The organism is Qipengyuania benthica (assembly GCF_030717865.1).
In the GTDB taxonomy this organism is placed as follows: Bacteria; Pseudomonadota; Alphaproteobacteria; order Sphingomonadales; family Sphingomonadaceae; genus Qipengyuania; species Qipengyuania benthica.
Genome location: NZ_JAVAIL010000003.1, coordinates 261,589 through 277,842 on the forward strand (window position 1 = coordinate 261,589; position 16,254 = coordinate 277,842).

The following is a 16,254-nucleotide window of genomic DNA, read 5'->3' on the forward strand; positions in this document are numbered from 1 at the left end:
CGGCACCGGACCCGTTAGAAGGAGAGACGAACCGAAGCGGTCACCGTCCGGCCATTCAGCGCACGCGCGGTGACGAGGCCGCCGGCCGGGATTGCCCCTTGGGTGACGTCGGTGAGCGCAAGCTTGTCGAACAGATTGTTCCCGACCAGCGCCAGCTGCACCCTGTCGTTGAGACGCAGCTGGGCGAAGCCGTTCACCAGCGTGTAGCCCGGCAGGCGTAGCTGGTTGGTGTCCTGGGCGAAGCTCTCGGTCGTACCGACGAAGTTGGCACCGATCGTGAACCGTTCGGTCTCGAACTGCGGCGTCACCTGGAAGATGAGATCCGGCTGGTGCCGCGGCGTGTTGCCGATCACCGCCGCGTTGAACTCATCGTCGACGATCGAGGCGTTGGTATAGGTGGCCCCCGCGGTGACGCTGAACGGACCGCGCTGATAGGCGGCCTCCGCCTCGAGCCCATAGGCACGATAAGTGCGGAAGATCCGCTCCACCTGCGTGGTGCCATCGGGCCGCGCATTGATCTGCAGATTGCGTTCGTCGGTCTTGGCCCAGAAGGCGGTGAGGTTGAGCGTCAGGTCCGCCTGGCGATATTTGACGCCACCCTCGGCCTGCTTGACGATGTCGTAGGCGTCGGACGGATCCGTCAGACCGCCGCTCACGGGATCGACCGCCGGGCTGAACAGGATGCGGTCAGCAGCAGCGCGGCCACCGCGGCTGTAGCGGGCGAACACCGCCAGCGGCTCGGAAATCCGATAGTTGATGCCGCCCGAATAGCTGACGAAATCATAGTCGAAATCGACGGGTGCCGGAGTGGTCAGCGGGATTACGGCGGTGCGGCTCTCGGCAGGCGAGATCACGCCGTTTCCGTCGATGTCGTAGGGCTGCGTCCCGATACGGCCGCCTCCCAGCTCGGATCCGAAGACCGAGCCCTGGGCGCTACCGCTGTTGAACCGCACACTCGCGCCGATCGCGACCTTGCCGATGTGGTAGTTCAGCGAGCCATAAGGCGCATTGGTGCTGAAGGCGACGTCGTACTTGCGACGGTACGCGTCGGCAACGACCCCGGCGCTATAGGCGAACACGCCTTCCTGCGTCTGGGAAATTCCCGTCGCCGTGGTCACATCGATCAGCGACAATTCGCCGCCACCACGCACATCGGTCACGACCGAATTGAACAGCCAGTCCGTCTGAACCTCCTGACGCGACTTGTAGAAGCCTGCGGTGAAGGTCAGCTTGCCGCCACCAAGATCCCATACGCGGCTGGCACGCAGATCGTTGGACATATTGTCGACGCTGTTCAGGCGGAAGTTCTCGAACAGCGAAATCGCCAGCAAACCGTTGCCGTTCAGTGCCGCCGGGTCGGTGATCGCCTGGCCTGCATTGGGGCCGCTAGCATAGCTGAGCTGTGCACCCGGACCGCCGAGCGATCTGCCGATAGCCGAAGCGGGCGCAATCGTGAGCGGGAAGTTCTGGAACAACTCGCCCGAAATATCGGCGTAGCGGAAGCGCTCGGTGACCGTCCATTCGCCGATGTCGAACTTGGATTCCAGTCCGATCGCCTTCACCACCGGATGAACGCCATTGCGCACGTCGTAGCGTGCGAGATTGTTCTCGCCGTCCAGCGACACGAAATTGGCGACGTTGGGCGAGAGGAGTGCATCGCTGCTGAGGTCGAAATTCGGCAGCGTCTCGAAGGTGGGGTTTTCATTGGTCCCGGTGACGCGGATTGGCGCCTGCAGGTAGGTGGGCACGCGATCATCGAGATATTTGCCGTGCAGACGAACATAGCCGCCGGCGAATTCCTTGGTGATGTTCGCCTTGATCTGGCCGCCGCGATAGGCGGTGAAGCCGGTCTCGCGCGGGCCTTCGCCTTCGCGATAGAAGCCGCCGACATGGAAGCGAAGCGTCGGGCTGATCCGGCCGCCGTAGTCGAAGTCGAGCCGGTAAAGATCATGGTCGATCCCGGTCGATGCCTGGATGGCGCCGCCTTCGACTTCGCCGGTCTTCGAGATGAAGTTGATGACGCCGCCGGGCGAATTCGAAGCAAAGGTCGAGGACGAGCCGCCGCGGATCGCTTCCACCGCTGCCAGATTAAGGTCGCTGCGGATGAACACATCGGCGCCCAGGAACGAAAGGTCGCCGAATTCCAGGACGGGCAGGCCGTCTTCCTGGAACTGCAGATATTTGGAACCCGTCGAGGCCAGCGGCAGGCCGCGGATCGTGTAGCTGTTGTTGGCGACGCCGCCAGCGGCTTCGACGCGAACGCCCGGAATATTGCGGACGATCTCGGCGACCGAGTTCGCGCCCAGTTCCTGGATTTCCTCGGCGCTGAGCGCACTGGTCGAAATGGCCGCATCGAGGACGTCGCGGCCCTTGGCCACACCGGTGGAGAACACTTGGCGCGGCTTCTGGTCTTCGCTGGAATCCTCCCCGGTCGTGGCGGCCTGAGCGAATGCATCGGATGCGAACAGCGCGAACGGCGCCGCCGCCAGAAGGAGGTAGGTGGTTTTCATCGTTTTCCCTGACAATTGGATTGTAGGGAAGTTATAGGATCATATCCTCGGGGCGGGTCGGGACGCGAAAATTTAAAAATCCCTCTGCGCGGCGTAAGTTCTTGTTAACCCTTCAGCAATCCTCCGCTTCTAGGTGCACTCCCCCAGCCCACTCGCTGCGCGCTCACATTCCCCTCCTGGAGCGCACGAAAGCTCGCGAACCTATGTCCGGCCCGAACCAAGCGCTCCGTCGATGACGACCGATGTTTCTTTGCTCGAGCAGGAAAACGTAGCCCGAGGAATCGGCCTCCGAATAGCCTCGGCGGGTTTTTTCTCGGCGACGGCGGCCTTGCTCAAGCTTGCATCGGAACAGGGCGTGGTCGCTCCGGAGATGATGTTCTACCGGGCGCTTTTCGGCCTGCCGGTGGTGCTCTTGTGGGTATTTGCCACCGGAGGTGTGGGCGCTCTGTCCACACAGCGACCGCTTGCGCATCTCGGGCGGACGGCCCTCGGGATACTCTCGATCCTGTGCAGCTTGCAGGCGCTTGTGATGCTGCCTTTGGCGGAGGCCGCTACGATCAGCTTCACAATGCCGATTTTCGCCACCCTGCTGTCATGGCTCCTGCTCCGCGAGCACGTCGGCTGGCGTCGCGGGTTGGCGCTGGTTTGCGGCTTGCTCGGCGTGGTCGTGATCATGCGCCCGGGAGGGGCTGGCGGAAGCGCGCTGCCGATAGCGGGAGTGGTTGTGGGCCTATTTGCCGCATTGGGCACTGCCGGCGTCACTATTGCGCTGCGCCAGATGCGAGAGACCGAGCATGTCGCCGCCATCGTCTTCTGGTTCTTCGCGGGCTCAGCGATCGTGGGTCTCGTTCTCCTGCCGCTTTTCGGTCGCGTTCACGATGCTGAGACCATCGCCCTGCTGGCAGCCGCCGGAGTGGCCGGTGGCCTGATGCAGATCACCATGACCGCCTCGCTCCAGTCCGCGCCCGTGTCTGTGCTGGCCCCTTTCGACTACCTCCAGATCGTCGGGGCGGTCGTTCTGGGCTGGGCTCTGCTTGCGACGGTGCCCACGGTGAACACGCTTGCAGGCGCCCTAATCATAAGCGGCAGCGGACTTTTCACCGCCTGGCGCGAACGCGTCCTGCATCGGGAGCGGATTGCCGCTGCGCCGACTGGTCCATAGCGCTGCTCGCCCGGGCTATTCAAAGCTCGACGCAAGCGAGCATTTCAGTGCAGACGGTCTCTATCCGCTGCCATCGGTCAGCGGTTCTCGGACAAAGAGCCGCACGTCAGATCTGCGATGATGGAGGCGGTATTCTCCCGCGGCGCGGAAAACCATGGAGGGCAGCATCGCTCGTTCGGGCCATGGGATGGGCCGCATGATAGAAATTCGCACTACCGGCCCCGATCGCCGTCCTCCGCGATGGACGGAAGTGCCGCTTGTGCCTTCGCGAAAGACGCGGGCGCTTCTTGCTGTTCGCCGGGACCGCGGCTCCGCAGCACTGTCCGATTGCACCGGCTAGAGCGACTGGCCGTCGTCGATGGTGATGGTCGAACCCGTGAGATGCGCTGCTCTGTCCGAGCAAAGGTAAAGCACCATCTCGTCCAAGGCGTCGATCGCCATGATCCGGCGGCGATGCCATCCGGCGATCTGGGCCCGGCCGCCCTCGGAATCGAACCAGTCGCCGACCAGTTCGGTACGGATATAGCCGGGTTGGACGGTATTCACGTTGATCCCCAGCCGCACCCACTCGCGCGCAAACTGTCGCGCAAGATGCGCGACGCCCGCCTTGCTGGCCGCGTATGCCGCATCGCCCTGTCCGGTAAGCTGCGCAGTGATCGATCCGATGATCACGATCCTTCCGGCGCCCGTCTCGCGACTCCCGGCAGCGATCATGCGGCGGGCCGCTTCGGATGCGGTGAGGTGAACGCCGAGCAAATTGGTGTCGATGACCTGCCGAACCTCCGCTTCGGCCACTTCGATCGAGCGTCCGTAGCGTGAGATCCCGGCATTCGCGACTACGGTATCGACCGAGCCGAAGCGATCTTCCGCCAGCGAGAACGCCTCGGCGACCGACGTGCCGTCCGTCACGTCCATCGGAACCGCGATTGCGGCTCCACCGTCCTCGGCAATGGCTTGCGCAATCTCTTCGGTAAGTCGGGTCCGGCGCGCGGCAAGCACGACATTCGCCCCCGCCGCTGCCATCGGTTGCGCCAAATGCGCGCCAATCCCTGACGACGCGCCAGCGATCAGACAGGTTCGCCCTTCAAGAGACTGATGGTGCACTGAGCTTCCGTCTTCCGTTCTTGCGTCGATGCTTTTGCGATCCCTCGGCAGCACGCTACCGCCTGTTCGGCGCCACGAGAGTGTTCGCCTCGGCGTAGCGGTCCAGCCAGTCTCGCGGAGGAAGCGGCAGAGCCCGGCTGTCGCTCGTGCGGGCGGGAGAAAATGCGCGCACTGGCTCGGCGCTGCGCACCTGTTCGAGCCATCCCACTCCGTCGAACTGTCCGCTGTTGCCGCGCGTCGTGACGAGATCCAGATCCCCATCGCCGTCCAGGTCGCGCGCGATAAAGGCGTCGTACATGCCTCGCACCCGGCGGGAGACGTCGTGACGAACCCACTCGCTGCCGCCAACGCCCGGGTTCGCGAACCAAGCGATCCGCCCGACGCTGGAATCGGGCGTGACCGTTGGGCTGTCGAAATCTCGCTCGGCATCCGAATAGCCGCCAGCGATTATGTTGAGGCCGGAATAGGCGCCGGTGACGACATCGAGGTCGCCATTGCCGTCGAAGTCGGCGAGTTCGATGCCGATCACCATGTCGGGCAGGATATCGCCGATCCGGTGATAGCTCCACGGCTGGGCGAGCGAGGCGGGTTGCTGCAACCAGCCCAGTGCAGGCACGCCGTTGGGTGCGCGGGGATCGCCGCAGTGTTCGCTCACCCCGACCACCAGATCGAGGCGTCCATCGCCGTTCATGTCGGCAAAGTCCGACTGAAAGGCGGTCGTCATGATCGAACAGGGCGAGCCGTCCGGATCGATCTCGATGGGTCGGATTGCGATCTCGACGCTGCCGTTTCTGTCGGTGCCGCGGTTCTCGAGGATGAAGGCCAATTGCTCCATACGGGCCGCCGCAAGCACGTCGATATCGCCGTCGTTGTCGATATCGACGGGCATCGCGGTGTTGGGAACGTCTCGCGCCAAGAGGACCTGCTCGTGCCAGTTCGCATCGAGCAGAGGGTCACCCGAGAGCGTAAACAGGGATGTCGTGCGATCCGCGCGCGGAGCATCGGGATCGATGATGTCGCTGCCGCCCTTGTTCGCGGCCAGGACGTCGAGACGCCCATCGCCGGTGACATCGGCGATGAAGACCCGCAGCCAGGATCCTCGGCCCCTGGAGGCCTCGGGGATATGCGATTCCCATCCGGCCGACCGCGCGTCGGGTCCCGGATTGCGGAAGTAGGCGAGATGCGCTTCCTCGCAGGCGACGACGAGATCGGGCCAGCCATCGCCGTCGAGATCGCCCACGGCAACGTCTTCGATCGCCCCGACCACCGCGCCGCTTGCGACGGTAATCAAAGTCCAGACGTCGGGGTCGGCGCTCCCGAAGGCGATACGCAAATGGTTCGAATCCTCGTGGACCGAGACGATGTCGGTGAAGCCGTCGCGATCGATATCGCCTTCCACCAGCCCGTCGCCACCCCTCAGCGGCACGCCGCCATTCGTCATCTCGTCGTCGATCAGATGCTCGCGCCACGAGATGTAGGTGCCGTCGGCGGCTTGTGCATCGGTCGGAGTCTCCGCAACGGTCGGCAGCGGAACAGGATTAGCGAGCAATGCTCCGGGGTTCGCGACAAGCAAGGCCGTCGCCGCAGCCTTGACGATACCGATCGTGCTTTTCGGGCACTTTCGCATGTCAGAGGGCGATCGGCTCGCTGGAGGGGCTTGCATCGAGGTCGGCGCGGATCGATCGCGAAGCCAGCAGGTAATGCATGCCGCCCCACAGCGAGGCGACGCAGCCGGTCAGCATCATTGCCAAGGCCAGCGGATTCTCGACGCCCTGGGCGGCGAAGCGGTCGCTCAGGAAGCCGACGATCACCGGGCCGAGGCCCAGACCGATCAGATTGATGAAGAAGAAGAAGATCGCCGAAGTCAGCGCGCGCATCCGCAGCCCGACCAGTCCGTGCGACACGGCCAACGCCGGGCCGAGATAGGAGGCGGAGAGAAAGTGGAACGCGCCGGTGAGCAGCAGCGCCAGGGTGAGCGTCGGGGTCGTCAGAATGACCAGCAGGATCGGAGTCACGGCGAGCAGGAGGATCGCCGGGCCCCAGACATACCAGCGCGCATCGCGCACCCCCAGCCGGTCGGTCATCCAGCCCCCGAAGAAGGAGCCTGCGCCGCCACCGAAGCCGGCAGTCAGCGCCATCCACACCCCGAGTTCGCCCAGACCGATCTCGAAATTGCGCAGGAAATAGGACGGCAGCCAGTTGCCGATGGCGTAGATGACCAGCGCCTGCAGGCTTCCCGCGAGGGCGAGGTGCCGAAACGACCGGCGCGACCACAGGAAGCGAACCACTTCGAGGAAGGGCGGCGGCGGCGCGGTGTCGCTTTCGCGGCCTTCCGACCAGCCGCGAACCGGCTCCTTGACCGTCAGACGCAGGAAGATCGCCACCGCCACTCCGGGCAGGCCCACCACGAAGAAGGCGGTGCGCCAGCCGAACGTCTCGGCGATCCAGCCGCCCAGTGCAAAGCCGAGCAGAATGCCGATGTAGATCCCGATCGAATAGATCGACAGCGCTGTCGCCCGTTCCTCCTTGCGGAAGATGTCCGAAATCATCGAGTGCGAGGGCGGGCTTCCGCCGGCCTCGCCGACGCCCACGCCGATCCGCGCCGTCAGCAATTGGAGATAGTTCTGGGCCAGACCGCTCACCGCGGTCATCAGGCTCCAGACGGTCAGCGCGAGTGCGACGATGCTGCGCCGCTTGCCGCGATCCGCCCAGCGGGCGATCGGGATGCCGCAGGAGACGTAGAACAGCGCGAAGGCGAAGCCCGACAGGAGCCCGAGCTGGGTATCCGAGAGCAGCAGTTCCGCCTTGATCTGCTCCTGCAGTATGACGAGCAGCTGCCGATCGACGAAGTTGAGCGCATAGACCAGCGTCAGGACCGCCAGCACGAAATAGCGGTAGGAAGGCTTGGCATAGGGGTTCGGCCCGGACGGGGCGACGGCCTCCGGTAGCGCTGCGGTTGCCTGTGTCATCGAATGCTCCTCCCCGATACGATCATTGTTTTATCCGTGTGGTAGACGGCTCTTCAGGCTCCGCCGCGAGGCCGATCGCTTGACCCCATGAGCGACCCAGCTCGCGTTGGCGGCGGCTGAATGCCTCGTGCAGTTCGAACATGCCTGGCCTGGGATCGCGCCCGGCGACAGGCGTATCGACGAAGCGGAGGTAGTTCTGCTGCGACCCGTAGGCCTGCCAGTCCGGAAGACCCTCGCCATGGGGATTGCCGCTCGCCGCGAAGCTGGTCCAGTAGTCGAGCATCGCATCCGACACCGCGCGATCGGAGGTACCGTCAGGCACCGGCCAGCGGTCGGGCAGCGCCTCGGCGTCCAGATTGCCGAAGGAGAAGGGCAGTTCGCTGGCGTGGAACCCGCACAGATCGCGCCGTTCGGCAGCAGGGTAGCAATGGTCGAAGATGTAGAAATAGGATTCCAGGCCCAGGTCGCGCTGGCTCAGCGCGATGCGCTCGCCCGACCATCCGAAGATGCCGTCGCCGGCGGCATCGAGCAGTGCGTCCGCACCCTCGCCCGCCGGATAGAGCCGCAGGAATTCGGGTGCGAGATTGCCGTAGATGCTCTCGATGCGCTCTTCGTATTCTTTCAGCGATGACGGCATCCGGGGCCCCGGGCCGCCTTCGGGCCGGAACTCGTGGGCGTTGAAACCGACGATCACGGGGACGCGAGCCTGATCGCCGCTGTCGAATATATCGACCAGCTGGCGCGGCAGGACCACCCCGTCGATCGTGCCTTGAGGAATGAACCCTGCCGCGGTGGCCCGCTCGGTCAGATCCTGCGCCTCGAGTGCGCGCGCCGCGGCGATGTCGGACGCGCCAAGATCGGACAGCAATTCCGCGCCGATCCGTTCGGCGGAAGGCGTTCGGTTATCGTCCTGCGACAGCTCCGGGAAGCTGCGGACGTTGGTGCTCTGGATAATCGCTTTGCCGAACAGCCCGCGAGCCTGCGGAGAGACCATGAGATAGGTGGTGGAGAGCGCACCGGCGGATTCTCCCATCACGGTAACGTTCGCGGGATCGCCTCCGAAGGCGGCGATATTGTCGCGCACCCATTCGAGCGCCGCTATCTGGTCGAGCAGACCGTAATTGCCCGAAATTCCCGCTGGGGATTCCCCGCTCAGCTCCTCGTGCGCCAACCAGCCGAGCGGCCCCAGCCGGTAATTGACCGAAACGAAGACCACCCCGCGGCTGGCGTAGTTGTTGCCGTCGTAGAGCGGCAGGCTGGATACGCCGATACGCAGCGAGCCGCCGTGCAGCCAGACGATCACCGGTGCCCTTCGCGCATCCGCGGGCGACCAGACGTTGAGGCTCAGGCAATCTTCGGATGTCGCGGCGGGCGGGTCGTTGTAGATACTCCGCGCGGGCACCGGCGGCTGGATGCAGGCCGGCCCGAATTCCCGCGCATCGCGAACGCCGGTCCACGAGGCCGGCCTTTGCGGCGGCTTCCAGCGCCGTTCGCCCACAGCGGCGGCGGCATAGGGAATGCCCTTGAAGCTGCGGATTCCCGAATTCTCGATCCCGCGCAGCGCGCCTGGTTCGATGCCGACTTCGGGACCGGAGGCCGCCTCGATCGGCGAGCTCGAATGGGCGCACCCCGCCAGTGCAAGTGCGAGGCCCAGCAGCGACATTTTGCCCCGGCATGTCGTGCCGATCGTCATGCCGGAACTCCGTACAGGTTCTGCAATTCCCGCTTGTCGATCTTGCCGGTGGCGGCGAGCGGCATCTGCGCCACCCGGATGACAGCGTCGGGCACCCACCATCTGGCAAATTGCCGGCGCAGCGGGTCGAGCAGATCATCGTCGGCGATAGTGGCACCCTCGGCGATCTCGACGACCATCACGGGGCGCTCGCCCCATTTGGGATGCGTCCGCGCGATAACCGCGACCTTGCCGACCTGCGGCAGCGAACCGACCACCCCCTCGATCTCCACCGGGTTGACCCATTCCCCTCCCGACTTGATCAGATCCTTGGTTCGCCCGGTGATCTGCAGCGCCCCGCATTCGTCGATCACCGCGAGATCGCCTGTATCGAACCACCCGTCGCTCGTGGCCGCCTGCTCTTGCCCGAAATACCGCTCCACCACCGAGGGGCCGCGGACGTGGAGCCTGCCCTCTTGCTCGCGCTGACTGTCGAGGGGCTCCCCGTCATGGCCGAACAGCAGGAGGTCGATCCCGAGCGCCGGGCTGCCCGAATTGCCGGAATCGGCCTGGTGCTCAGGGCGCGTCGCAGTGCCGAGCGGCGAAATTTCCGTCATCCCCCAGGTTTGCTGAACCTCGACACCGCGATCGCAGATCCTTGTGCTCAAGGCAGCCGGCATGGGAGCGCCGCCCACCATCACCCGGCGCAGCGACGGAACCTCGATCCTTTCGCGATCGAGGTGGTCGAACAAATCCAGCCACACCGTCGGCACGCCGGCCGCGATAGTGACGCCATGTTCGACGATGAGACGCGCGAGGCTCGCCCCATCGGTGTTGCGGCCGGGGAGGACGAGCGTGGCTCCCACCGCGGGGCAGGAAAACGGCAGCCCCCAGGCGTTCGCATGGAACATGGGGACCGCGGGAAGCACCACGTCGCGTTCGGTAATCCCGGACACATCAGCCTGAAGCTGCCGCAGGGTGTGGAGAAAATTGCCGCGATGCGTGTAGGTGACGCCCTTGGGCGACCCGGTCGTACCCGATGTGAAGCATAGGCCGCAGGGCAGGTTTTCGTCGAAACCGCCCCATTCGATGCCGGGAAGGTCCTGTCTCTCGCCCAACCGCTGCACGCGGACCGCAGCAGCCAGCGAAGCGGGAATTTCGTCCCAGCCGTCTATCACGAACAGCGTCTCCAGCATCGTGCCCTGCGCAACGACCTGCTCAGCCAGCGCAAGCTGATCGAAGCTCGCGACCATGATCCTCGCCTGCGACTGGCGCAGCATCGACGCCAGCGCATCGGCCGACAGGCGCGGATTGAGCGTATGGCAGACCGAACCGATTCCCATGATCGCATACCAGCACGCCATGTGTTCCGCCGAATTCCACGCGAGAGTCGCGACGCACTCGCCACGAACGAGACCGACTTCGCGCAGCTCGGCGGAAATCCCCTTGGCCCCGGCCGCGAGGTCGCGATAGCCAAGCCCGAAATCGCAACCAGAGCCGCTCGCCGTTACGACCTGCTTGTCGCAGTGCCACTTCGCGGCATGCCCGATGATCTTTTCTAGCGTGAGCGGATAGTCTTGAAGCGCGCCGTGGATCATTTGCAGCGCCCAGTGGGCCCGGGATTTTCAGGCGAAGCAATGCCGACATTCCAGTGCCAGGGAAGATCGCCTGCAAGGAGCCGGCGACACACCAGTCGATCCTGAAGATCGAAGGCGGCGCCGATCCCTCCCCGCCGGACGAGGGTGCCGTCGTCGAACACCATCATGGAGCGCGCATCGCCGTAGGCCGGCCATTCGGGCACGCCAGCCGCGTTGGGGTTGCCGTCCTTTGCGAACGCGGCCCAATACTCGAGCAGAGTGGCTGCGAATTCGCGTTCGGCGGGAGTAGCGGGAATGGCGGGCCAGGCTGTGGTTACGTGATCGACATTGCCGAGAACGTACGGGATTTCAGACGCGTGGAAGGCGCGCAGCCCGGCAGTGTCGGCGGCAGGATAGCCGTGGTCGAACAGATAGAGATAGGATGGCTCGCCCAGTTCCGCCTGGCTTTCGACCATCTTCTCGGCGGTCCAGCCGTACATTGCGTCGCGCGTCGCAGCGAGCATGCTCTCGTCGATGTCGCTGGCAGGATACAATTCGAGAAAGGCGTCGGCGAGATCGCCGTAGCTCCCGGCGATCGCATCGGTGTACTCCTGCTCACTGTCTGGCGGCGGAGGAAGCAGACGTCGCAGGCTGCGGATTTCACCGCTGTTGAAGCCGGCCAGCAGCGGCACGCGCGCCTGCTCGCCGCGGTCGAATGTCTCGACCGTCTGGCGCGGCAAGACCGTCCCGTCGATCGTGCCCCAGGTGAGATAGCCGGCCGCTATCGCCTCGTCGGTAAGCGTTTGCGCATCCAGCGCCCGCAACTCGCCGATGTCCTGCGCTCCGAGCTTGTTCTGCAGCCAGAGTCCCGCCGCTTCAGCCGACGGATGCCCATGCGCGGTCCGGTTCAGTTCGGGGCTCGAAATCAAATAGCCGCTTTGCGAGATCGCCCGCTGGAACAGTCCGCGCGCCTCCGGAGATGCCAGCAGGTAGAGGACGCTGAGCGCGCCCGCGGATTCGCCCGCGATCGTAACGCGTTCGGGGTCTCCGCCGAACGCGGCGATATTGGCCTTTATCCAGCGCAGTGCGGCGATCTGGTCGAGAAGGCCGTAATTGCCCGATATTCCACGTTCGGATTCCGCGCTGAGTTCGGGATGCGCCAGATAGCCGAGCGGGCCGAGCCGGTAGTTTATCGAGACGTAGACCACACCCTTACGAGCCAGACTTTCTCCGTCGTACATGCCGAACCGCGAGCCGCCCGAAACCAGCGCACCGCCGTGGATCCACACGAAGACCGGCGCGTCGCGCGCCGCGACATCGCCCCAGATATTGAGGGTCAGACAATCCTCGCCCGCCGGGGCGGGATCGTCCGCATAGATCGAACTGGCGGAGGGGTTCGCCTCCAACTGGACGCAGGAATTGCCGAACTCGCCTGCATCCCTGATGCCGGACCACGGCGCTAGCTTCTCCGGCGGCTTCCAACGCCGAACGCCGACGGGTGGCTTGGCGAAGGGAATACCCTTGAAACTGCGGATGTCGCCAGCAATCCTTCCCTGAAGCGCCCCGGCGGGTGCGGCCACCACGGATTGGTCGTGGCCTGCGACGGACGGTTGCTCCGCCATCGACATGCACGAACTCGTCAGCAGACCTGCTGCGAACAGCGAAAAAATGGAACCTGGCGACCTCATGTGCTCGTATCTCCGGTGCGTAGCGTTGCTATTCGGAAAGTCCTCGCAGCCAGGAGCAATCCCGGCGGCGAGGACCCCCGGCTTCAAAACGCCAGACTCGTACGCACTCCGAAGGTTCGGGGCTGAAGCCGGGCGTAGCGACCATCGAGGAAAGCTTCGGGATGGACGTAGGTGATCGCGTCATTGTCGAAGACGTTCTCGACATAGGCCGTCACCGAAAAGTCGCGCGTGAATCGTACCCCCGCATAAAAATTGGCGAAGGTATAGGCTTCGGTCACGTCGTATTGCGGCGACTGGACTCCGGGTTGTCCGGGAACGTTGGGGAACAATCCCGGGTAGGATCCGACGTACGACACGCTTCCGGTGGCGAAGGCTTCTTCGGTGTCGCCTACGGGCACCGTGTAGGTTGCCGAAGCCGAGCCCGAGAATTTGGGGGCGGCAAGGCGGACGCCGTCGACGGCACCGGAAATGGCAGCCTCTTCGGCTGAAAGCGTATCGATCTTCGCGTCGATATATGCGCCGTTGGCAGACAGTCGGAGCTGGTCGGTCGGGCGGGCGATGAACTCGAGCTCGATACCCTTGCTGACGGCGCCGCCGATGTTGGTCGCGAACTGGATCGAATCCGAGACCCGGTTGGCCTGCACCTGGATATTGTTCCAGTCGATGTAGAACGCCGCGACGTTCGCGATCAGGCGACCGCTGAACAGCGAACTCTTGATGCCGACCTCGTAATTGGTGAGCTTGTCGGAGGATGCACCGGCGGGGATGATGATATCGGTCGGATCGACGGTACTCGCGAGGCCTGCTCGCGCGTTGACTACCGGCGGCCGAAACCCTGTCGAAACGGTTGCGTAGGTCGTCACGTCGTTGCTGGGCTTGAACGAGGCGCTGGCTTTCCAGCTCAGCTGACTGTCGCTGGCCTCGAGACCCACCTCCGGGGCGATGGGCGTAACGGTCAGCGCGAAGTTCCGCAGGCCAAAAATCGCCGCGGTCAGGTAATTGCTGTTGTAGCCCCCGCCGCGGGTGATCGTCTGCACCTCGGTGCCGCCATAACGGAGTCCGCCGGTCAGCCAGAAGCTATCGGAGAACCGGAATGTCGCCTCGCCGAAGACCGCCTTCTCTGTGATGTCGGTGTAATTGGCGAAGCGCTGGTAGTATTCGTCAGGCAGACCGGTAAGGTTGCGTTCCCTGAGAAATTCGAGCGACGATCGGTAATCGAAGGTTACGTCGCGCCGCTTGTCGAAATAGAATGCGCCCACGATCCAGTCGAAGGGGCCGTCGTTCGGAGCCGATGCGACGCGGGTTTCCTGCACGAAGATCGTATCGTAACCGACCGCGTCCAATGCGAAGGGGAGGGTCTGGTTGAAGGTGCCAGCCAGATCGACGATGAAGGCACCGTTGATATCCGCAAAAGTGCTGGAGCTGGTGAGCTCGGCGAAGCCCATGTCCCAGACCACAGTGGCGTTGAGATTGCTCAATTCGCTCTGGAAGAGGTCGGGCCGGTCGGTCCTGCGGACGAACGTGCCCAGATCGGGGTTGGTCAGGCCGGAATCGGCGGGCTTGCTGTATTCGTAGTTCCCCGTAATCCTTACCGAGAAATTGGACGCCGGTTCGACCATGAACGACGCCCGTACGCCGTAATTGCTCAACGAGTTGGCGTCGTCGATGCCAGTGCCGATATTGTCGACCCAGCCGTCCTCGTTCTTGTAGAAACCGACCAGCCGCAGAGCGGCCTCGTCTCGCTTGATCGGCAGGTTGACCATCGCATTGTAGCGCTGCCGGATTCCGCCATTCTCGGTGTAGCCAAGATCGACGAGCGCGGATGCCTCGAACTCGTTGGGATTGGGCGCATTGGTGATGATGCGCATCGCGCCGGCCAGCGAACCCGAACCGAACAGCGTCCCCTGCGGGCCGCGGAGGAATTCGACCCGCTGAACGTCGTAGAGGTTGGGATCGAGGATCGTCGAATTGCCGTTCGCCGAGATCGGCAGTTCGTCGATATAAATAGCCACCGGGGCCTGCAGACCCGCGCTGTAGCCATTGGTCGAAATCCCGCGGGCGGTGAAATTGTTGAAGTTCTGGGTCGGCCGGTTGAGCACCACGCCCGGCGTTTCGCGCGCGAGCCGCTCGTATCCGACGATGCCCTTGGCGGTCAGTTCTTCCTGCTGGAAGACGCTGACGCTGAGCGGGACGTCCTGAACATCGGCTTCGCGGCGGGTTGCGGTGACGATGATGACATCATTGCGGTCGTCGCCGGCGGGAGAAATCTCGCCGATCGTGTCGGCTTCGGTGTCGGGGGCGTCCGCTTCCTGGGCGTAGGACGGGCTGGCCGCCAGCACGATGGCAAACGCCGAAGCGGTCGCCGCAAAATGCGATCTCATGGTTCTCTCCCTGCTTTCATCACGGATTTTTCGGTTCCGCCTGCCCGCTTGCCTACCACCGTTCGCGCGGTTGTCAACATTCACTCTTGCGAGCGTGAATGTTTTGAATGCAACTGTCTATCCTGCCGTCGCGCAAGCATCGCCGCGCCGACGGAACCTCTGCAATCGCTTGATTTCCGACGATCAGACGCGGCTTGCGGTTATTCACGTTTTGGATAATGTTCGACCCAGCCCGCCCGCATGCGCGCAGCGGTTGAGCGAGCAAGTCATGCGGGATCGAATGCGATGTCCGCATTCGCTCGCATCGGGAACTACAGGAGTCCGTTCATTGGCATCGAAGAAGAGCAAGCCGGCCAAAGCGCAAACCAAGGCGGAGCGCCGGGCCGAAACCACCGAGCAAATGCTCGATGCTGCGGAGATGCTGTTTTCCCGCCGCGGCTTTCACGGTGTTGCCCTCAAGGACGTCTCGGCCGAGATCGGCGTGCATCACACTTTGGTGAACTATTACTTCGGCGACAAACAGACCCTGTTCGACGAGGTTTTCGCCCGCCGTGCCATCGAAGCGAACCGGGTTCGCATGGAGGCGCTGGAGAAGTACGATGAGGAAGCGGGCGAAAATGTGACGGTCGAAGGCGCTTTGCGCGCGTTTCTGGATACCAACCTCGATCTATACGAAGGCGGTCCAGGCTGGCGCCACGCCGGAACGATGGCTGCCCTGGTCGCCAGCACTCCGGAATGGGGCGCGGAGATGTTCGACAAATGGTTCGACCCGGTCGTCCTGAGACTGACGGGTCTTCTGGAGCGCGCGATGCCGGAATGCGACCGGGCCGAGATATTCTGGGGTTTTCATTTCGTATCGGGTGCGCTCATGCTTACCCTCGCTCGCACGGGACGGATCGACAAGCTGTCCGACGGCCTTTGCAAATCGGACGATTTCGAGGCAATCAAGGACAGATTGGCCCGGTTCATGGCTGCAGGTTTTTACGAGATCTGCAGACCGCAGCATAGCTGAGCGTGTGGCTATCGAGAGCAAGCCCCCATGGGGCGACTACCGTGGTGGCGCGTCGGGCGTAGATGCTCTGTGGGCTTGCGGATCGCAAAATATCGTCGTCCAACTCGCCGACAGCTTCCGCAAACGATAGCGCGAAGCAAACGGGCATCATCGCGCGAGGCGGATCAACTCGGGCGAGC

10 protein-coding genes are annotated in these 16,254 nt (G+C 63.9%); 2 read left to right on the top strand and 8 right to left on the bottom strand.

Annotated elements, in window-relative coordinates:
- Positions 1-14 precede the first annotated feature (14 nt).
- Positions 15-2,510 carry a TonB-dependent receptor domain-containing protein gene (locus Q9K01_RS10185; protein WP_305930141.1) on the bottom strand — a complete coding sequence of 832 codons (2,496 nt, stop codon included), beginning with the start codon at positions 2,508-2,510 and terminating at the stop codon, positions 15-17.
- Between the two features lie 250 nt (positions 2,511-2,760).
- On the opposite strand from Q9K01_RS10185, the gene Q9K01_RS10190 reads away from it, so the two are divergent.
- Positions 2,761-3,672: a DMT family transporter gene (locus tag Q9K01_RS10190; RefSeq protein WP_305930142.1), complete on the top strand. Its 912-nt coding sequence runs from the start codon at positions 2,761-2,763 to the stop codon at positions 3,670-3,672.
- Positions 3,673-4,008: 336 nt separating this feature from the next.
- On the opposite strand, the gene Q9K01_RS10195 is transcribed toward Q9K01_RS10190, so the two are convergent.
- The 7 genes from Q9K01_RS10195 to Q9K01_RS10225 form a co-directional block, all read right to left on the bottom strand.
- On the bottom strand, positions 4,009-4,830 hold the full coding sequence (locus Q9K01_RS10195; protein ID WP_340324266.1) for an SDR family NAD(P)-dependent oxidoreductase: 822 nt from the start codon (positions 4,828-4,830) through the stop codon (positions 4,009-4,011).
- Position 4,831: 1 nt separating this feature from the next.
- Complete coding sequence (locus Q9K01_RS10200) at positions 4,832-6,403, bottom strand: FG-GAP repeat domain-containing protein (protein ID WP_305930144.1); 1,572 nt, start codon at positions 6,401-6,403, stop codon at positions 4,832-4,834.
- Position 6,404: 1 nt separating this feature from the next.
- A complete protein-coding gene (locus Q9K01_RS10205) occupies positions 6,405-7,745 on the bottom strand; it encodes a spinster family MFS transporter (RefSeq protein WP_305930145.1) in 1,341 nt (446 codons plus the stop codon).
- Positions 7,746-7,767: 22 nt separating this feature from the next.
- Positions 7,768-9,438, bottom strand: coding sequence for a carboxylesterase/lipase family protein (locus Q9K01_RS10210; protein WP_305930146.1), 1,671 nt, complete (start codon positions 9,436-9,438; stop codon positions 7,768-7,770).
- Positions 9,435-11,015: an AMP-binding protein gene (locus Q9K01_RS10215; RefSeq protein ID WP_305930147.1), complete on the bottom strand. Its 1,581-nt coding sequence runs from the start codon at positions 11,013-11,015 to the stop codon at positions 9,435-9,437. The genes Q9K01_RS10210 and Q9K01_RS10215 overlap by 4 nt, the downstream gene beginning before the upstream one ends.
- Positions 11,012-12,616 (bottom strand): carboxylesterase/lipase family protein, encoded by a 1,605-nt coding sequence (locus Q9K01_RS10220; protein WP_305930148.1) that lies wholly within the window; start codon positions 12,614-12,616, stop codon positions 11,012-11,014. Before Q9K01_RS10220 ends, Q9K01_RS10215 begins: the two co-directional genes overlap by 4 nt.
- Before the next feature lie 149 nt (positions 12,617-12,765).
- The gene (locus tag Q9K01_RS10225) at positions 12,766-15,063 is read right to left on the bottom strand and encodes a TonB-dependent receptor (protein ID WP_305930149.1); all 2,298 of its coding nucleotides are present in this window, start codon (positions 15,061-15,063) and stop codon (positions 12,766-12,768) included.
- Here Q9K01_RS10225 and Q9K01_RS10230 point away from each other — a divergent pair.
- A complete protein-coding gene (locus Q9K01_RS10230; protein WP_305930150.1) occupies positions 15,023-16,075 on the top strand; it encodes a TetR/AcrR family transcriptional regulator in 1,053 nt (350 codons plus the stop codon). The two genes, Q9K01_RS10225 and Q9K01_RS10230, sit on opposite strands and share 41 nt — an antisense overlap.
- Positions 16,076-16,254 lie beyond the last annotated feature (179 nt).